The organism is Ruegeria sp. AG1 (assembly GCF_056541705.1).
In genome coordinates this window covers 342,263-361,173 of sequence record NZ_JBQFYU010000004.1, presented here as the reverse complement: position 1 = coordinate 361,173, position 18,911 = coordinate 342,263, and the positions used below count along the sequence as shown (strand labels likewise).

At 57.9% G+C, this 18,911-nt stretch carries 18 protein-coding genes and 1 tRNA gene; 5 read left to right on the top strand and 14 right to left on the bottom strand.

Annotated elements, in window-relative coordinates:
* The first annotated feature begins 16 nt into the window (after nucleotides 1-16).
* The 4 genes from metA to ACR0B5_RS08190 all read left to right on the top strand — a co-directional run bounded on the left by metA (nucleotide 17) and on the right by ACR0B5_RS08190 (nucleotide 3,525).
* Complete coding sequence (gene metA / locus ACR0B5_RS08205; protein WP_170551160.1) at nucleotides 17-934, top strand: homoserine O-acetyltransferase MetA; 918 nt, start codon at nucleotides 17-19, stop codon at nucleotides 932-934.
* Nucleotides 924-1,877, top strand: a complete 954-nt coding sequence (locus ACR0B5_RS08200; protein WP_170665254.1) for an alpha/beta fold hydrolase — start codon at nucleotides 924-926, stop codon at nucleotides 1,875-1,877. The genes metA and ACR0B5_RS08200 overlap by 11 nt, the downstream gene beginning before the upstream one ends.
* Before the next feature lie 49 nt (nucleotides 1,878-1,926).
* Nucleotides 1,927-2,796 (top strand): polyphosphate kinase 2, encoded by an 870-nt coding sequence (gene ppk2 / locus ACR0B5_RS08195; protein ID WP_170638853.1) that lies wholly within the window; start codon nucleotides 1,927-1,929, stop codon nucleotides 2,794-2,796.
* Nucleotides 2,797-2,907: 111 nt separating this feature from the next.
* Complete coding sequence (locus ACR0B5_RS08190) at nucleotides 2,908-3,525, top strand: TetR/AcrR family transcriptional regulator (protein ID WP_170487400.1); 618 nt, start codon at nucleotides 2,908-2,910, stop codon at nucleotides 3,523-3,525.
* A gap of 3 nt (nucleotides 3,526-3,528) precedes the next feature.
* On the opposite strand, the gene ACR0B5_RS08185 is transcribed toward ACR0B5_RS08190, so the two are convergent.
* The 14 genes from ACR0B5_RS08185 to pyrH all read right to left on the bottom strand — a co-directional run bounded on the left by ACR0B5_RS08185 (nucleotide 3,529) and on the right by pyrH (nucleotide 17,724).
* A complete protein-coding gene (locus ACR0B5_RS08185; RefSeq protein WP_475217627.1) occupies nucleotides 3,529-4,587 on the bottom strand; it encodes an adenylate/guanylate cyclase domain-containing protein in 1,059 nt (352 codons plus the stop codon).
* Nucleotides 4,584-4,952 carry a group I truncated hemoglobin gene (locus ACR0B5_RS08180; protein WP_480539799.1) on the bottom strand — a complete coding sequence of 123 codons (369 nt, stop codon included), beginning with the start codon at nucleotides 4,950-4,952 and terminating at the stop codon, nucleotides 4,584-4,586. The genes ACR0B5_RS08185 and ACR0B5_RS08180 overlap by 4 nt, the downstream gene beginning before the upstream one ends.
* Before the next feature lie 126 nt (nucleotides 4,953-5,078).
* Nucleotides 5,079-5,918 carry a glycosyltransferase family 25 protein gene (locus ACR0B5_RS08175; protein WP_480539797.1) on the bottom strand — a complete coding sequence of 280 codons (840 nt, stop codon included), beginning with the start codon at nucleotides 5,916-5,918 and terminating at the stop codon, nucleotides 5,079-5,081.
* Between the two features lie 21 nt (nucleotides 5,919-5,939).
* Entirely contained in the window at nucleotides 5,940-6,803 is an 864-nt protein-coding gene (locus tag ACR0B5_RS08170; RefSeq protein WP_480539795.1) for an urea carboxylase-associated family protein, read from the bottom strand.
* A gap of 102 nt (nucleotides 6,804-6,905) precedes the next feature.
* A complete protein-coding gene (locus ACR0B5_RS08165; protein WP_480539793.1) occupies nucleotides 6,906-7,496 on the bottom strand; it encodes a YrbL family protein in 591 nt (196 codons plus the stop codon).
* A gap of 137 nt (nucleotides 7,497-7,633) precedes the next feature.
* Nucleotides 7,634-7,723, bottom strand: a tRNA-Ser gene (locus ACR0B5_RS08160).
* A 108-nt stretch (nucleotides 7,724-7,831) separates the two neighbouring features.
* Nucleotides 7,832-10,246: a DUF3772 domain-containing protein gene (locus ACR0B5_RS08155; protein WP_480539791.1), complete on the bottom strand. Its 2,415-nt coding sequence runs from the start codon at nucleotides 10,244-10,246 to the stop codon at nucleotides 7,832-7,834.
* A complete protein-coding gene (locus ACR0B5_RS08150; RefSeq protein ID WP_480539789.1) occupies nucleotides 10,246-11,280 on the bottom strand; it encodes a cysteine synthase A in 1,035 nt (344 codons plus the stop codon). Before ACR0B5_RS08150 ends, ACR0B5_RS08155 begins: the two co-directional genes overlap by 1 nt.
* A 68-nt stretch (nucleotides 11,281-11,348) precedes the next feature.
* The gene (locus ACR0B5_RS08145) at nucleotides 11,349-12,464 is read right to left on the bottom strand and encodes an NUDIX domain-containing protein (protein WP_480539787.1); all 1,116 of its coding nucleotides are present in this window, start codon (nucleotides 12,462-12,464) and stop codon (nucleotides 11,349-11,351) included.
* 31 nt (nucleotides 12,465-12,495) lie between these two features.
* Entirely contained in the window at nucleotides 12,496-12,936 is a 441-nt protein-coding gene (locus ACR0B5_RS08140) for a TrgA family protein (RefSeq protein WP_170718109.1), read from the bottom strand.
* Between the two features lie 16 nt (nucleotides 12,937-12,952).
* Nucleotides 12,953-14,161, bottom strand: coding sequence for a class I SAM-dependent methyltransferase (locus ACR0B5_RS08135; protein ID WP_480539785.1), 1,209 nt, complete (start codon nucleotides 14,159-14,161; stop codon nucleotides 12,953-12,955).
* 69 nt (nucleotides 14,162-14,230) lie between these two features.
* On the bottom strand, nucleotides 14,231-15,655 hold the full coding sequence (locus tag ACR0B5_RS08130; protein WP_480539783.1) for a cryptochrome/photolyase family protein: 1,425 nt from the start codon (nucleotides 15,653-15,655) through the stop codon (nucleotides 14,231-14,233).
* Nucleotides 15,656-15,703: 48 nt separating this feature from the next.
* Nucleotides 15,704-16,930 (bottom strand): aminotransferase class V-fold PLP-dependent enzyme, encoded by a 1,227-nt coding sequence (locus ACR0B5_RS08125; RefSeq protein ID WP_480539781.1) that lies wholly within the window; start codon nucleotides 16,928-16,930, stop codon nucleotides 15,704-15,706.
* 50 nt (nucleotides 16,931-16,980) lie between these two features.
* On the bottom strand, nucleotides 16,981-17,724 hold the full coding sequence (pyrH, locus tag ACR0B5_RS08120; protein ID WP_480539779.1) for a UMP kinase: 744 nt from the start codon (nucleotides 17,722-17,724) through the stop codon (nucleotides 16,981-16,983).
* A gap of 85 nt (nucleotides 17,725-17,809) precedes the next feature.
* On the opposite strand from pyrH, the gene miaA reads away from it, so the two are divergent.
* Nucleotides 17,810-18,703 (top strand): tRNA (adenosine(37)-N6)-dimethylallyltransferase MiaA, encoded by an 894-nt coding sequence (miaA, locus tag ACR0B5_RS08115; protein ID WP_480539777.1) that lies wholly within the window; start codon nucleotides 17,810-17,812, stop codon nucleotides 18,701-18,703.
* Nucleotides 18,704-18,911 lie beyond the last annotated feature (208 nt).

Below are 18,911 nucleotides of genomic sequence, written 5' to 3'. Positions count from 1 at the left end.
TCAAAAGTCTGACCCGATGCCGATCAAAATCCCATCCGAACTGCCCGCCTTTGACGTCCTGACCCAGGAAGGCGTCATGGTCATGGCTGCGGATCAGGCAATGCGGCAAGACATTCGCCCCCTGCGGATCGGACTGCTGAATCTGATGCCCAAAAAGATCCAGACCGAGAACCAGTTCGCGCGTTTGATCGGGGCCACTCCACTGCAGATTGACCTGTCACTGATCCGCATGACCGAGCATCGGACCAAGAACACCGCCGCCGCGCATATGGCCGAGTTCTATCAGCCGTTCAAGGATGTGAAGGACCAGAAGTTTGATGGCCTGATCATCACCGGTGCGCCGATCGAGCATCTGGAATTCGACGACGTCACCTATTGGGAAGAACTCCGCGAGGTATTTGAGTGGACCCAGACCAACGTCCATTCCACATTCGGGGTCTGCTGGGGCGGTATGGCGATGATCAACCATTTCCACGGCGTGAAAAAACACATGCTGGACGCCAAGGCCTTTGGCTGTTTCCGGCATCGGAACCTCCTCCCGTCCTCTCCGTTTTTGCGGGGATTCTCGGATGATTGCGTTATTCCTGTCAGCCGCTGGACCGAGATGAAACAGGCCGAGATCGACACCGCGGACGGTCTCGTCACGTTGCTTGGCAGCGATGAAGCAGGTCCTTGCCTTGTCGAGGACCCGGCGCATCGTGCGCTCTATATCTTCAACCATTTCGAATATGACAGCGATACGTTGAAGCAGGAATATGATCGGGACATCGCCAATGGCACACCGATCAACGTGCCGATGAACTACTATCCGGATGATGATCCGACGCAGGCGCCGCAGAACCGGTGGCGCAGCCATGCGCATCTGCTCTATGGTAACTGGATCAATGAAATATATCAGTCCACACCATTCGATATGAGTGAAATTGGCCGCTAAGATCTGGATACTCCTGACGCTGGGCCTGATCGGCTTCGCAGCGTTTACCCTGTGGCGCGCCGCCCAGAGCGAGGCACGCGCCGCGCAGGCGTTTCCGCCCGAGGGCCAGATACTGGACGTGGATGGGATTGCCGTGCACGCGGTTGTCATGGGGGATGGACCTGATGTCGTCTTGATCCATGGCTCCAGCGGCAATACCCGCGACATGACCTTCGCCTTGGCCCCTATTCTGGCCGAAAACTACCGCGTGATCGTGTTTGACCGTCCCGGCCTTGGCTATTCGGACAGTTTCAATCCCGAAGGTGAAACCATTCAGGAACAGGCGGATATCCTGCAACGCGCCGCTGCCCAACTTGGCGCAGAGAAACCCATTGTCGCCGGGCAAAGCCTTGGAGGGTCGGTGGCGTTGGCGTGGGCGGTGACCCGTCCCAACAATCTCTCGGGCCTTGTGCTGATCGCCCCGGCCGCCATCCCGTGGGAGACGCCGCTGGACAATTTCAACCGATTGGCGGCGACCAACCTAGGAAGCGCGCTCGCCCTACCCCTGATCACCTCCTACGTGCCGGAATCTTATGTCGAAACGGCCCTCGACAAAGTGTTTGCCCCCCAAACTGCGCCCGAAGGCTATGCCGAGCATTTCGGCCCCGCCCTGACAATGCGCCGCGCCTCGATGCACGCCAACGCAAAACAACGGGTCCGGCTGCTGGAAGAGGTTGAGCGTCTGCAGCCCCGATACGGTGAAATCTCTGTGCCTACCGAAATCATTCACGGCACGGCAGACACGACCGTCAAGCTGGATTGGCACTCAACCCGCTTGATCGAACAAATCCCCGGTGCCGAGCTGATCGAGCTGCCGGGCATCGGCCATATGCCCCAGGTCGTCGCAGCCGAAGAGGTCGCCGCCGCCATAGACCGCGCCGCACAACGGGCGGGTTTGCGTTAGGCCAGCACCTAATCCATAGTAAGATATGGATTTTATCGCGAGGTAGCTCATGGCCCGGTCAGAAAAAGGTGCAATCGAGAAGTATTACCGCAAGAAAGCGCCCGGCGACGTGCGCAAAATGATCGAAAAGGCTAACAAGGGCGACATCCTGAATCCGAGCTATCCTTACGCCGAAAAAATGAAGACCAAGGACTACGAGCAGCAGATCGAGGCGCTGCAAATCGAACTGGTCAAAATGCAATCCTGGGTCAAAGAAACCGGCCAACGCGTCGCGATTATCTTTGAAGGCAGAGATGCGGCGGGAAAAGGTGGCACCATCAAGCGGTTCCGTGAGAATTTGAACCCACGCGGGGCTCGGAATGTTGCGCTCAGCAAGCCCTCGGATTCCGAGCGCAGCCAATGGTATTTCCAACGCTATATCCAGCACCTGCCCTCGGCCGGTGAGATCGTATTTTTCGACCGCAGCTGGTACAACCGAGGTGTCGTGGAAAACGTCTTTGGGTTCTGCAATCAGGAGGAGCGCGAACGGTTCTTCCGTCAGGTGTTACCGCTGGAAACCGGGTTCGTGAACGACGGGATAAGCCTGTTCAAGTTCTGGCTGAACGTCGGCCGTGCTGAACAGCTGAACCGCTTCTTGGCGCGTGAAACGGATCCGCTGAAACAGTGGAAACTCAGCCCGATTGATATCGCCGGTTTGGAAAAATGGGATGAATATACTCAGTCGATCTCTGAAACTCTGACCCGATCACATTCGGAAAACTGCCCATGGACGATCGTGCGATCAGACGACAAAAAACGTGCGCGCCTTGCTGCCATCCGGACGGTGCTGCTGGCTTTGGACTACGATGAAAAAGACGAAAAAGCCATCGGCGAGAATGATCCGAATATCTGCGGCGGGCCGGATGTCTGGGAGTCCTGACGTTAATAAAGGGCTGGGCAAGAATTGATCGCTTGGGCGTTGGACCATTGGCTGAAATTGGACTATCTCTTGGCACCCGAACACGTGAAAAACCAATAACCTGAGGCCGGAATGACGAAGCGCGGGTATCACCACGGAAACCTGAAGCAGGCCCTGATTGAGGCCGCGCTGTCGTTGATTGAAGAGAAAGGCCCCACTGGTTTCACCCTGTCCGAGGCCGCCAAGACCGCCGGGGTCACTCCTGCTGCCGTCTACCGGCACTATCACGGGCGTGAGGACCTGATTGCCGAAGCCGCCCGGCAAGGGTTCGAGATGTTCGCCGACCTGATGCAATATGCCTATGACGAGGGCCAGCCATCCGCTCTGGCCGCGTTTGAGGCCACCGGGCGCGCCTATCTGGCCTTTGCCCGCAAACATCCCGGCCACTACATCGCCATGTTCGAAAGTGGGATTTCCCCGAACCGCACGCCCGAGCTGTCGTTAGCGTCAAACCGGGCCAAAACGGTTCTGGAGAAGGCCGCTGCGGACCTGTCGCAACATATCCCACCTGAAAAGCGGCCTCCCGCGTCCATGTTCTCGGCCCATATCTGGGCGATGAGTCACGGTGTGGTCGAACTCTATGCGCGCAACGCGACAGGTGCGACCTCCCCCTTTTCGCCCGAGGACCTTCTGGAAAGCGGGATTGGGATTTACCTGCGCGGGCTGGGTCTGGTGCCGCAGGACGACTGACCCTCAGAACAATCGGCTTCCTTGATTGGCACTGAGGCCCGATGAGACGTTGATCAGGTCCATCTCTCCCATCCCCTTGATCTCGACCCGCCCCAGATCTGAGACCTGAAACTCGTCGATCAACGCGTATTTCATCTCCTCTGGCGCGACGATATTCATCGGGTTTGCAAAGACCTGCAGGCGCGCGGCGATGTTCACGGCTGGGCCAAACACGTCATAGACATATTTCTGAATGCCCACGACCGACCCGACAGCAGGCCCCATACCCAGACCGATCCGGGCCTGCCATTTATGCGGATGGCTTTCGTTTCGACGTTCCAAATACCGCAAGAAGCGCACCGCGCAATGGGCGACAGCCGTGGCATGGTCGGGCGTCGCATCCGGCATGCCAGAGACGGCCAGATAGGCGTCCCCAATCGTTTTGATCCGCTCGCAACCGTATTGCTCGACAATCCGGTCGAAGGCCGTGAATATGTCGTTCAACTCGCTCAACGTGACCGTCGGGTCGGTTTTGGCAGCAAAATCCGTGAACCCGACGAAATCCAACATCACCACCGAGACTTGATCGAACAACTGAGGGGTCACAACGCCAAACGTCTTGAACTCTTCATAGACAGCGCGGGGCATCACGTTCAGCAAGAGGCGTTCAACCCTCTCCTTCTCGCGCTCCAATTCACGCGTGTTGCGCTCGACCATGGTCGAGTAACTGTCGATCATGCTCTCAAGCTCGCGAATGCGCGTGATGTTCTGGCATTCCACGATCAGCACCTGTTCCGATAACCCACTGGCCAGTGAGACAGTGACCGCGAAGATCAGCGTCCGGCGTTTCGGTTTGATCTGAAGTTCGACCGAATACCGGAGGCCGGATTGCTTGACGTCCTCCAGCTCTCTCACGTCGAGGTCGGGCAGGATATCCAAAAGAGATTGCTTTTTCTCGGGCTTGCCAAACCATTCGGCGAAAGGGCTGTTATGAAAGACGAATTTCAGATCCGAAGCCCGCACAACGGCAACACCAACGCCGATGGCACGCAGCAGCTGTTCATTGATGGCAAGGATGCTCATGCCGCGTCGCGGCTGACGATGATCGAGCGTTTGCCTTCAATCGCGCCAAGGGCCGTTTTGATATCGCGCTCGGACATACCATGCATCTCGAGCGCCTCGCCGAAAAGCTCTGCCATAACATCGAAGTGGTCATGTGAAATGCCAAGGTGCCGATGCACGGCCTCGATCCTGTCGTCGCTAAACGATGCAGGACCACCCACCAAGGACGAGACGAACTTGGTCTGATGGTCAATCAAGCGCGGCATGTCGATATCTTCGAAGAAATGCCCGATGTCGTCGGATTCCAGCGCTATTTCGTAGAAACTCATCACCACACGGCTGATGGTTTTGAAGCCGCCGTATTTCTCGTAAAGCGTTTGTGACACCCCAACACCCAGTCAAAAACCAGAAATAACGCCACAACATTATATCAAATTGGTATTTTTGTTAATGCTTTTGAAAAACGTGAGGTCTTCTGCGTCGGTTTGCCTCTGCGCAGGTCGAGACAGGCCTCAGACCTTAAGGTCTGTATCAACGGCAATGAACCCGACGAACCCACCCTGATCGAGCAGTTTTTTCTGCCCTCCAAAGCGCCAGCCAAACTTGCGTTTTGCCGCCAACAGCTCGCGCCGAGCGCGGAACCAGAACGGGCCTTTGTCCAAGCCTGTATTGGTGGATTGATCCCCTTCCCGCTCACTGGTCTTGACCTGTTCAAGATCCTGCTGCTGCTTCGACCAGATCATCTGCACACCCACAGCCGGGAAAACCTGGTACATCCGCCAGTCTGGCCGGGGGATCGATACGAAATCATCGAGATGGTCGGAATACTGCTGAGACCAGGCGAGCAGTTTGCGACACCCCTCCTGCGATAAGATATAGGCGGCAGCACTTGGGGCCATTTCCAGCAGAGGACGAACTGTGGCGCCGCCTATCTCCGTCTCGGCCCCAAAGCGCAGGCTGCGCGGCGAGTAGTCCATCTTTGCGAAATCGAACCTGTTCGCGTTCTCGACGAGGCTGTCGATCACCTGCCCCAGTCGGGACGACATCTCTACATCATCCTCGAAAATCGCAGCCGCCTTCAGGTCTTGATCCACCACTTGCTGCCAGACGGCGCGATGGCTTTCAAAACAGGCGATCTCGCTTTGCTTCAAACCCCAGCGAGAGCCGACACCCGGCACATACCCATTCCCCTCCAGAGCATCCGCCTGACGTGCATCAACTGCGCTAAAACGGATCGGGTCGGTCACGCCAGCTTTTGCGAACTGCGCCTCCATGAACGCGCGGCGTTCGGGAACCCGGTCAAGGTTTATGTAGAATACAGCTGTCTCCAGCTGCTTGTCCGCTTTCGTCACGCGTTGTCCTTTCGCTGCCTTTTATGTGCCATGCGACCGGTCATAAGCCGAGACACTGGGCCGAACATGTGACTGCCGCGCCGCCTCACCCGGATCAAAGACCTCGATCAGCAAAGGATAGCATGCAGCGGTGTCCGAGGAATGCTCAGAGGAACAATCCCCACCCGGACAGGCTGAGAGGCCGACGATCAGGTCGATCTCGGCGTGGAATTCAAGGTAGTCACCCGGACGCACTGGGCTGGCCTTCATAAAATACTGGCCGGTATCGCGCGTGAACCCAGTACACATGAAGACGTTCAGAACGTCATGCACATGGGTCTCCGCCTCGTGCAGAGGCAGATCGCAATGCTGCGCCAAGGCCCGGGTCAGGTTCGAATGACAGCAATAGTGGTAGTCATCCCCCGACAGCAACCGACCGGTATACGGGTCGCAGCGGGTGCCGATCACGTCATGAACGGAGCCCCCAAAAGCGTCAAAGCCGTACCAGTCCAGCGTATCAGCCGTGATGGTCGCCATGGGCCGCATATTTGGGAAACTCGACCACATGCGGTCTCCGGTCGAAAGATGCGTTCCGTGCAGCGCGCGGGTTTTACCGGAGTAGAACCGTTCGGTCAGATCGTGCTTGTTCCACAGGTTCAGATCGCCGACCTGCGCGCCTTCGACGGATGTGATGCGGAAAAAGGCACCGGCTGGAACGTCGATACAGGCAGCGTCTCGCGGCGCGGCGGTGACCTCGGCAGTTTTCTCGGATGTGTCCCGCAAGCGGGTCAGCCCATCTAGATCAGGGCTGGGCAGAGTTTCAGGCGGATAGCAGATGACAGGGCGGATGGCCTTGCGGTCCTCGGCGTCAGTTGGGGCCGGGAAATTTGGGGTTGAGAGTTTCACTTAGCACCTCCGCCAATTTGGGCTGTCTTGCACCTAACATCGCCAGACATAAAGCAAATACAGGACAGCGGCCAATGCTCAAATCGGTCCATTCTACCGTAACTAGCCCGCCATGCGTGCACGCCGCCGCGCCATGGATTTGCGAAACGCCCAATCGCTGAACAGTGTCAGAGGCAACAGGACCCTCTCGCCCAACCCGTCAATGACGACAAGTTTGCCACCACGCTCCTGCGCGCGCACAATGTTTCCGATCCCCATATCACCGACGATGATGCGTCCTCGCTCCAGATCGTCTAGCAACTCCATCAAGTCGGCCCGCAGCTTCTCAGCCACTTCCGGGTCACCATTTGCAGCCATCATCTCGGCATGCAGGGACGGGGCGAGAGCCCCATCCGGGCCGGTCATCTTTTCCACCACGATTGCAGGCCCCCGCGAGGTTGGCGCATAACCCATGAACTTCGCCAGACGCTCGATCTCGGGGCAGCCACGGTGCAGTGCGGCAAGGTATTCGTTCGCTTCGCGGTTCCACTGTCGCAAATTGCCGTAACGCCATTCCGCATAGCGCGGTATGAGGTGGTTTCGCTTAGGCTCATCCACGCGGACTTTCAACAGGGCGCCATCCATTTCGGGATGCTGGAAAATCTCATAATTCTGGCTTGTACGCAGAGGCACCCGCCCGGTCAGGTCAATCATGTTCGTCCGTCTGTCCTGTGCAGAAAATTCGCGTCGACCGGCACTATATGGCTGTCATGGAACTGATACAATGCAACCAGATCTCGCCACATAGAACGCTCGTATCTAGGTGCGGCATAAACTGATCAGGGGGATTGTGGCGGAGAGACAGGGATTCGAACCCTGGAGACGGTTTCCCGCCTACACACTTTCCAGGCGTGCGCCTTCGACCACTCGGCCACCTCTCCGTGAGCGCGATATGTGACGCAATGCAAAAGGATTTGCAAGGCCCCAATTCCGTGAATTCACACCCGTTTGCACATTAGTTTGCGGACCATTCCCAACGCGAGCAATGGTCAGACTTCGTCCCCTCCGTCGCCGTCCAGATCTCCCTCGGTCATGGCTGCGGGTTCGGTGCTGGGTGCTCGTTGCTCCGGGGCTGGCGAGGTTGGGTCTTGTGATTCAGTGCTCAGGGCTTCGGGGTTGCGAAGCCAAACGTCGCGTTGTGCGAATGGAATCTCGATCCCTTCTTCCACGAACCGGCGATTGATTTCGTGGTTCATGTCGGATTTGACCGACAGAACCCAATTCACGTCCCGCAGAATACCGCGGATTTCAAAGTCCAGCGAATCCGCGCCGAACCCCTGAAACACCACGCTGGGGGCTGGATTCGCCAAGACCATAGGATGAGAATTCGCGATCTCGCCCAGAATGGTCTCGACCTTGCGCGTGTCGGTCCCATAGGCCACGCCCACAGGCACGATCACCCGGCCAATCGTGTTGCCACGCGTATAGTTGGTGACCACGCCGCTGATCAGATCCGAGTTCGGAACAATGACATCCGTCCGGTCAAACGTCTCAATCCGCGTGGACCGGACCGAGATATCGCGGACATAGCCCATCATCCCGTTCACATCGATCCAATCCCCTTTCGAGATCGGCCGCTCAACCAGCAGGATGATCCCGGAAACGAAGTTCGAAACGATGGTCTGAAGACCAAAACCAATACCAACAGACAGTGCACCGGCTACAATCGCCAGCGATGAGAGATCAAAGCCAGCCACCGTGATTGCAACCAGCGAAGCGAGGAAAATTCCGACGTAGCCAGTGCCCGATACGATCGCATTTTGCCCGCCTGGATCAATACTTGTCTTGGGCAGCAGCGAATTGCGCAAGCCTCCCTGTAGCAGTCGTGTCAGGCCATATCCGATGGCAAACACGGCAACAAAAGTCAGGAAATTGGACGGAGAGATCGTAACCCCACCCAAGCTGAACCCTTGAAGGATCTGCGACCAGATCTCGCTCAGATCCGCTTCGCGCGCGCCCCAGAAAAGGGCCAGGATAGGGATCGAAATCAAGGCCAGGAAGAAACCCACCAGAACCGCGAACAGAGAATCGCGGGCGTTATCCCCCTGCCCAGTAAACCAGCCGTATAGCGAGCTGATAAAGCGCTGTACGATCACAAGAATGGCGATCAGGATCAGCGTATTGACTGCAGGAAACACAATCGCTTCGGCCGCGTTGGTATAGCCCAACAAGGCCAGAACAGGCGCGCTGACACCAAGCAAAAGCACGATGCGCCGGACAACCTCGACAACCTGCGAAAATCCACTGGCACGTGGGATCTCGCCGCCCTCGGTCGCTGGATCTGATTGTCTGATCTGACGAATGCGCAGCAGAAGAAGTGAGGTGACGACAATGACCGGAAAGACCACAACAGCGCGGGTGGACTCCGCTATGTTCTCAATCCTCTCGAACAGGCCAACCATGTCGTGCAGGATCAGCATCACTGCCAGAATATCGACATAGATACGTATTTCGGTGATCTGCCCCACCGAGAATCTTCGGAAATTCTGTGCCGCGGCCATCAGGTAGACCTGCCGTCCGACCCAGTCGAAAACAAGCACGATTGCCGCCCAATAAGGCACCTGCTGCAGCAAAAGCGTACCGCGCAGCCCAAGTACACCAGTCAGGTCAATCGCAGCCGTCAGAGCCACCACGCCAATCCAGGGAAGGATGATGCGCAACAAGGAAATCACAAAGGTCCACGCACCGGTTCCGCGCCCACCGAAACGACGCAGATAGTCGCCTCCGCGTTCAGACCAACGGCGTCCATAAACCAGTAAGATGACGGCCAGCGCGACCAAAGCCAGTATCGCAGGGGCCTGATTCTGTACACGTTCTTTAGTGACGTCCGAGGTCAGATTGGCCGACGTCTCGTTGAACAGTCCGAACAGAGCCTCGCGAATATCGGACCATGCGGCGGGCCATGTCGAAAGATTCAGCGGCGATGGACCACGTTCCAGAAACTGCTTTCTCTGTCGTTCTCGCAGAATACGGTCAATTTCGCTGATCAGACCGTTGGCGCGGCTAAAGGCTTCCTCGGAGATAATCCGCGGCACCCGCAAGGCGTTGAGCTGTTCATCCAAATGCTCGCGAAGTTGCGCGATATCCTCCGGCTCCGTGACCCCTTCTTCAGGTTTAGGACCCAGCGCATTTACCTGGCTTTCCAGTGTCTGGATGCGGTCGGCATTGGCATTGCGGGCCGTATTGAACGTATTGCGATAGCCATCGATCTCGGTTCGCAATTGCTCCATCGCCGCGTCCGACGCCCTGTCGGCTTCAACAACGCTTTCGGCACGGTCCGCAGTGCTGAGCCAGCCTTTGTAGAACTCGCTTTGCCGGTCGGTCAGTTGGGCCGAGGCCGCCCCCGCCAATCCGACAAAGATCAGCGCGGCGAGAGCCAGAAACAGGCGGACCTGTCGCAGCATCAGACGTCCTCGAACACGCCCGGTATCTTGCGCGGGGCGTCTGTCATCCAATCCGGTACCGGCAGTTCTTTTTCGCGCAGGAACTCGGGATTGAACAGTTTGGACTGATAGCGTGTGCCATAGTCACACAGTATGGTCACAATCGTATGCCCAGGCCCAAGGTCCTTGGCCAAACGCACCGCACCAGCCATGTTGATCGCGGTCGAACCGCCCATGACCAGACCTTCTTCGCGCAGCAATTCAAAGATGTAAGGCAAGGCCTCATTGTCGGTCGCCTGATAGGTGTAGTCCGGCTTGAACCCTTCGAGGTTCTTGGTGATCCGCACCTGTCCGATACCTTCCGCGATCGAACCGCCCTCCATCGCGATTTCGCCAGTTGTGTAATAGGAATACAGCCCCGCGCCCATCGGATCGACCAAGCCAATCTTCACACCCTTGGGCTGCAGCGCATCGGCCACGCCCGCAAGCGTTCCGCCCGAGCCGACCGCGCAGACAAAACCATCGACCTTGCCTCCGGTCTGTTCCCAGATCTCGGGGCCGGTAGTTTCCACATGGGCCTGACGGTTGGCAACATTGTCGAACTGGTTTGCCCAGATCGCACCATTGGGTTCAGTTTGCGCCAGTTCCTCGGCCAGACGGCGGGAGTAGTGAACGAAGTTGTTGGGGTTGCGATACGGTGCCGCCGGAACCTGAACCAACTGCGCGCCTGCAAGGCGCAGCATGTCTTTCTTCTCTTCTGACTGGGTTTCCGGGATCACGATCACCGTCTTGAACCCCATCGACGCGCCGACCAGAGCCAGCCCGATGCCGGTATTGCCTGCGGTGCCTTCCACAATGGTGCCACCGGGCTTCAACTCACCCCGCGCAACTGCATCGCGGATGATGTAGAGCGCAGCACGGTCCTTGACCGACTGACCGGGGTTCATGAATTCAGCCTTGCCGAGGATCTCGCACCCGGTTTCTTCACTGATGCGCTTTAACCGGATCAGCGGCGTTTTTCCGACTGCGTCGGCAAGATCTCGTGCAATGCGCATGGCACCCTCATTTCATTACGTAACACTGCAGATTTACAGCCGCTATGCGCCAACCACAAGCGCGATAGTCACCCACGCAGACGGTCGCGATGGCGCGCCAGCCAATGGGCCAGGTTCAACAGTTGCAAATCTTTGAAAACATGGCGATCCACCATGTCTATGAAGGTATCAAACGGAAGGATCTGAGAACGGATATCCTCGCCTTCGGTCTCCAACCCTCCGGCCATCGTCGTCTCGGTCAGTGAGGCCAGCCCCACATAGAAATACAGATAGCCCGTTGAGGAGCCGCTGGAAGAGTACCCCCCACCGGCATAGTGCAACGCGTCGAACGTAACCCTCGCTTCTTCCATCCCCTCGCGATGGGCTGCCTGCTCAGGGGTTTCGCCGGGGTCAATCATTCCGGCCACGGCCTCCCACAGCCAGGGTTCGGGGTCTTCCAGCAGAAAAACAGGCGGGCGGAATTGTTCGACCAGCAGAACCGTGTCTCGCACGGGATCGTAGGGCAGAATGGCGACGGCGCTGCCCTGCATAAGGCTGGCCCGGCGCAAAACCGGCCCCATGGTTCCGTCATGCTGCCGGTGCTGCAGGTCAATCTCTTCCATTGCGAAGTAGTTGACATATGCGCGGTGATGGCGATGCACGATCACGTCCTTGGACACATCGCGCGCATCGCCCGTGTGCCGCTGCCGCGCGAAGAGTTTTGCCCAGGCCCGCGTCTGAATCGCTGGCATGCTGCGCGCCATATCCGACGGCGCAACCCGCCCGAAATAACCCATCTCCTCTTCGGCGGCGAGCGCGGTGACGTCACCGAGGCGTTCAACCCACCCGTCCAGAGACCAAGGCCCATCCGGCACCCAGGCCGTAGGTTCGGGAAAAAACACCTGAGCCTGCGCCCAGGTTCCATCCTCTAGCGTCACTGTCAAAGGCCTCAGATCATAGTCGAACCCGCCCTCGTAATAAGCCAGTCGATCCAGATCCGCTTGCGTCAGACCTTGCACAAACAATCCCACACCCTGCTCACCGCTTGAGGGTTGAATCATTGGGAAGTCCTGCCCCTGAACCGCAGAAACCATGTGTTCTGGCAGAATGGCAGGTTTCAGCGACAGCTCAGACGACGAGCGCCCGAGAACCGCCTCCAACAGCGGCACATGCCGCAGGGTTCCATAGAAGAACAAATCGGACACGAGAGGCTAGACTTTCGCTAAGTGTTCACATTCAACGCCAGCGACGGCTTGCTATTTCAGTCAGCAAGCCGGTGGCAACGGCCCCAACACCCAAGGTGATCAGGATTTCCGGCGCGAGCAACTGTTCACCGAATTCGACGCCGATCTTGAAGATGGCAATCAGCGCCTCGAAAGGGCCGTCATAGCGGTGGCGCATGGCCAGTCGGAACATTTCATAGGTGCCCTGAACGAAAAGGCCCCAAAACACCAGTGAGGCCATGCCGGTCAGGCCGTTGTTGATTCCGGCCGTCCAGCCCCGGCCAGCGCGCTTGCCCATGATTTTCCAACCGCAAATCCAACCCAAGGCGATATTGACCACGGTAAAATACCCGTAGTCCTTCCCCTCTTCTCCGTTTGCGATAACCATGCTGGACACGATGAACGCCAACACCACAAGACAAGCGGCGGCGACAAGGCGACTGGCGGTGGGCATGTATGAATTCCGTTCGTTAACTAGGCTTTGCTATGGTGATCTGTGTCACATCGCAATTGCCCGTGTCAAAGGCTGCGCCGCAGGCCGTCAAATAATAATTCCACATGCGGCGGAAACGCTCATCAAATCCCATTTCCGAGATCTGGTCCCACTTGTCGTTGAACGTATCAAACCAACGACGCAGGGTCAGGTCATAGCTCTTGCCGAACTCCTTCGAGCGCACGACATTCAGCCCTGCCTGATCAATCTGCTGTCGCAAGATCGTAGGCGATGGCAGCATTCCCCCCGGAAAGATGTATTTCTGAATGAAATCAACGCCGTTCTTGTAGTAGTCCCAGCGATGATCGCCCACGGTGATGATCTGCAAGGTGGCTTGTGCACCCGGCTTCAACCGATCCCGCACAGTATCGAAATAGACCGGCCAGTATTTCTGACCCACGGCCTCAAACATCTCGATCGAGGCAATGCCGTCGTATTGCCCTTGTTCGTCGCGATAGTCTTGAAGTTTCAGATCAACCAGATCGGATACACCTGCCTTATCAATGCGTTGTTGTGCGAACTTCAACTGCTCTTGACTGATCGTCAGACCCGTCACACGCAGGCCACGCTCTTTCGCGGCATATTCGGCGAAGCCGCCCCAGCCACAGCCGATCTCAAGCACATGATCGCCTGGTTTGACGCCCATCTCATCGACCATGCTGGCGTATTTGGCGGTCTGCGCCTTCTCGAGGCTCTCCTGCCCTGTCTCGAAAATGGCGCTGGAATAAGTCATCGTATCGTCAAGCCAGAGCGCATAAAAATCGTTCCCCAGATCGTAGTGATACGAGATATTCTTCTTGGCCTGTTTGCGATTGTTCCGATGCAACCAAAACCTCAGACGCTCATAGGCCTGCACGAGAAACTTGCCAGTGAACCCATCGTAGGCCGTTTCACTGCCCATATGGACCAAATCCATAAAGGCGCGCAAATCAGGCGTGCTCCAATGGCCCTCCAGATAAGCGTCGGAAAAGCCAAGCTCACCTTCCCGGATCAGGCGGGCGAACACGTCGGGATCGTGAATTTCGACCTCGGCAACCGGTCCTGGCTTTGAGCCCTCAACACGGAAGGTCCGTCCGTCGGACAAAGTAATATCCAAGCGCCCGGCTTCCATTTTGCTCAGCATCTTGAAAACCTGCGCGAAATATCTGGGCAGACCTTTCTGGCCTTCGGTCGTTGTCAAGATCATCCGCTCTCCCCTCTGCGGTCGTTGATGCAGGCTAGGACGCAATTGTGTTTGTGGCAAGTTTTCAGTTCCTTACTGGTTTTTTCGGCGTTCATACGCGGCCAGCGCGCGGGCGCGACCTGTTGGCAGATCGACCACCGGTGGCGGGTAATCCGCCTTGGGGTTCAGTCCCCAGGAACGGGGCGTGGCTTCAAAGTAGGACAAGGCCGTCGCAGACGGGTTTGGCCTGCCTTCGGCGATCCATTGCTTTAGGTAGACACCCTTGGGGTCGAATTTTTCCTGTTGAGTATCGGGATTGAAAATGCGGAAGAACGGAGACGCATCCGGTCCGGACCCCGCGACCCATTGCCAGCCCATCGCATTGCAGGCCGGATCCCAGTCGATCAGGCAATCCTCGAACCACTCCATCCCGATTTTCCAATGGGTCATCAGATGCTTGGTCAGGTAACTTGCCACGATCATCCGGGCGCGGTTGTGCATCCGCCCGGTCACATACATCTGCCGCAGACCCGCATCCACAACCGGGATGCCGGTTCTGGCCTGCAGCCAAGCTTGCACCTCGGGCGCATCTCGCGCCTCGTTCCAAGGAAAACCGTCCCATTCTGGCTTCCAGTTGCCCGACACCAGCTGAGGCGTGTGGTACATCAGATGATAGGCGAACTCGCGCCAGATAAGCTGTCGTAGAAATGAACCCGTGCCTTGGGTCCCTTCGAAAACCGCACGTTGCACGCAATGCCAGGCGGTACGCGGACCGATTTCACCCAATGAGAGGTACTCGGACAGGTTCGAGGTCCCGTCCAGATCCAGCCTGTCACGGTCAGCGCCATAATTCGCGACCCGTTTCAGGAACCCCTCCAGATGATCAAGCGCCGCTTGCTCACCCGGTTGCACATAGGGTCTGACGACCGCAGCCCCTCGGTTCATCGCCGCGCCAAGGTGCCAGGTCGCCAGATCGTCAGAGGCAGGCCAGTGCGCGGGGGCGGTCAGCCTGGTCGGCGCGACCTCGGGTGGAGGGACTTCGCGCCCCTGCACAGCGCGCCACATTGGGGTGAAGACGCGAAACGGCTGACCGGCTTTGGTCGCAACCGTCCAAGGTTCGAACAGAAGATGTCCGGCAAAAGACTTTGCCTCGATCCCCTGCTCTTTCAGCGCCGATTTGATCTTCGTATCCCATACAATCGAGGCGGGATCGTAGGCGCGCGACCAATACACGTCCGTCGCGCCGGTTTCAGCGATCATCCGCTGCAACTGCTCCAACGCATCGCCCCGTCGCAGGATCAGACGGCTGCCAATGTCGTTTAGCGCGCGGGCAAAGACCTCAAGCCCCAGCTCAAGCCGCCATTTCGGGGCCGCGCCAAGGGTTTGCACCAGATCATCGCACAGAAAAACCGGCACCACAGGGCGACCGGTCGCAGCCGCCGCCGCAAGCGCCGGATGATCGCCTAGCCGCAGGTCGCGCCTGAACCACAAAATGATCGGAGGTTGCCCGTCTTCCATATTCGCCCCGCCGTTTTCTTTCCACTACGGAGCATATCGAAAACTGGATCACAAAACCCGGTCAAGTGCATTCAATAACTGATCAATTTCCTGTTGGGACGTGTAGTGCGTGAAACTGACCCGCAACACGCCTTGATCCGGATCGACCCCCATCGCCTGCAAGGCGCGTACAGCATAGAAGTCACCACCGCCGGCCATCACGCCATGCGCCGCCAGCTCAGCCGCCACAGCAGCGGCCGGTCGCCCCAAAGCCAAGGCAACGGTGGGCGCGCGCCGCGTTGCCTCGGAGGGGCCGAGCAGTCGTACTGTGTTTCGGTTTTTGACGGCATCCAGCACCGGTTGCAGCAGCGCGACCTCGTGATTGCGCATCAGGTCATGGGCGAAAGCGCCTTGCGCGGCGGCACCATCAGTTGGGCCGCCATGGTGAGTACTGAGCAGCGAGATGTAATCCGCCATCCCCGCGCTGGCCGCTATTTGCGCATGGTCCGGCCCTGCCGGGGTGAACCGTTTGTACAGAGTATCGCCGTTGAAATAATGCGCTTGATTGGGCAGCAACTCACCCAGAGCACGCCGGATGATCATGCAGCCCTGATGTGGACCGTAGGTTTTGTAGGCCGAGAAAAGATAGATATCCGGCCCCAGATCACCCACATTCGGAAACCCGTGCGGCGCGTAGGACACGCCATCGACGCATACGAAAGCGCCTGCAGCATGGGCAATGGCGGTGATCTCGGTTACCGGGTTGATCTCACCCACCACGTTCGAGCAATGCGGGAGGCAGACCAACCGTACTTTTTCATCCAGCAGGTTTTCCAGATCCTGCGGGTTCAGAGATCCCGTTTCGGGATCGATCTTCCACTCGCGCACCTCGATCCCGGCCTCGACAAGGCGTCTCCACGGGCCGGAATTGGCCTCATGATCCTGATTGGTGACGATGATTGCTTCGCCGGGGTTCATCCACTGACGGAAGGCCTGCGCCAGAACGTAGGTGTTCTGAGTGGTTGAGGGACCAAAACTCAGTTCGTCAGTTTCAACCCCCAGAATAGCGGCCATCCGGGCGCGGGCTTCATCCATTTCGGCACCCGCAAGACGGCTGGCCTCGTAGGGTGCATAGGGCTGCACCTTGCGTTGCGTGTAAAACCGCGTCAGCCGGTCGATCACTGGCTGGCAAGTATACGACCCACCCGCGTTCTCGAAAAAGGCCTGCCCCTGAAGGCTGGGTTCGGCAAAGGCCGGGAACTGAGCCCGAACGAAATCAATATCCAACGCTGACATGGACAGACCTTTCGATGAGTGAAGAGAACGGTAATAGCTGAGTGCGCGTCTTAGCCTTCAACCTTGGTATAGGTCCCCTCACCGGCCAGAATGCCCCGGAAACCGCCCGGTTCATCCAGACCGAACACGATCAGCGGCAGGTTGTTGTCACGCGCCAGCGCAATGGCCGAAGCATCCATGACCCGCAGCCGTTTTGCCAGTACGTCGTCATACGACACCGTGTCGTACCGCTTTGCATCGGCATGTTCTTTCGGGTCCTTGTCATACACCCCGTCCACGCCGTTTTTGCCCATGAAGATCGCCTGACAGGCCATCTCATTCGCGCGTAGGGTGGCGGCTGTATCAGTGGTGAAATACGGGTTGCCCGTCCCAGCGGCAAAGATACAAACCCGTTTCTTTTCAAGGTGGCGTACGGCGCGGCGGCGGATATACGGCTCGCAGACCTCATCCATGCGGATGGCCGAGATCACGCGGGTAAACACCCCGATCTCTTCCAGCGCCGACTGCATCCCCAGCGCGTTCATCACGGTCGCCAGCATCCCCATATAGTCCGCCGTGGTTCGCTCCATCCCTTGGGCCGAGCCGCTGAGGCCGCGGAAGATATTGCCGCCCCCAATCACCATGCAAATCTCGACGCCCAGATCGTGGACCGATTTCACCTCCTGCGCGATGCGCTGGACGGTGGGCGGATGCAGGCCGAATCCCTGATCACCCATCAGCGCCTCGCCGGAAATCTTCAGCATCACGCGATCATATTTGGTTTTTTGGGAGTTGGGGGACGAGGTCAGGCTCATATTGCGCTCCGGGCTGGCACGGGTTTATTTTCCGGCGCAAAATGAAGCAAAACGACCGCAGGTTCAATGCGGATACTGAGGGACCATGACCAATCACCCTACCGCGTCGATTTGGGACCGGATACCCGAGATACCGGATGACAAGCCGGTTCTGATCGCTGGCCCGACAGCCTCGGGCAAGTCCGAGCTGGCGCTGCGCATCGCTGAAAGGTTCGGAGGGGTGATCGTCAACGCCGACGCTAGTCAGGTTTACGACTGCTGGCAGGTGATTTCGGCCCGCCCCTCGCCGGACGAGGAAGCGCGCGCGTTGCATCGCCTTTATGGTCACGTCGCGTTTGATCAGGAGTATTCCACAGGCCACTGGCTGCGTGAGGTCACACCGCTGCTGACAGGCAGCCAGCGCCCGATTATCGTCGGTGGAACCGGGCTGTATTTCACCGCTTTGACGGAGGGAATGGCCGAGATACCGCCGACACCCCCGCATGTGCGTCAGGATGCCGATGAGATTGATCTGGCCCAGCTGATGGCGGGTGTGGATACCGAAACCCTGGCCCGGCTGGACACCAACAACCGCGCCCGCGTTCAGCGCGCGTGGGAGGTTCAGCAGGCAACCGGTCGCAGCCTTGCATCCTGGCAGGACGACACTCCGCCACCTGTGCTTGCCCTGCAGGACACAGTGCCGATCGTCTTTGACGTCGACAAATCATGGCTGCTGGACCGCATCACCCGTCGGTTCGATCACATGTTAGAGAGCGGTGCTTTGGACGAGGTTGCGGCCATGCGCGACCGCTATGATCCGTCGCTGCCGGCCTGCAAGGCCATTGGGGTGCCGGAACTCATGGCCTATCTGGAAGGCTCAATGACATTGGAGCAAGCACGCGAACGGGCCACGATCTCGACCCGTCAGTTTGCCAAACGCCAGCGCACATGGTTTCGCGCACGAATGAAGGCGTGGAATCACCTTGATTTATCAAACTGATACGAAACGCGGTTGATTCCCCGTATCCAATCTGGCTGCCAATCGGAATGAACCTATATTTCTAGTACTTACGGCGCTAAGCGTCCAAGAGTTGGCGTCATGCCCCGCGTCGGGAATGGGTAAGAAACACTGGGCAAGTGACTCGCAACAACCGCCCATACATGTCGTTTTTTTGCTCTTCATGCCGCATTCGAACATTGACGTCCTT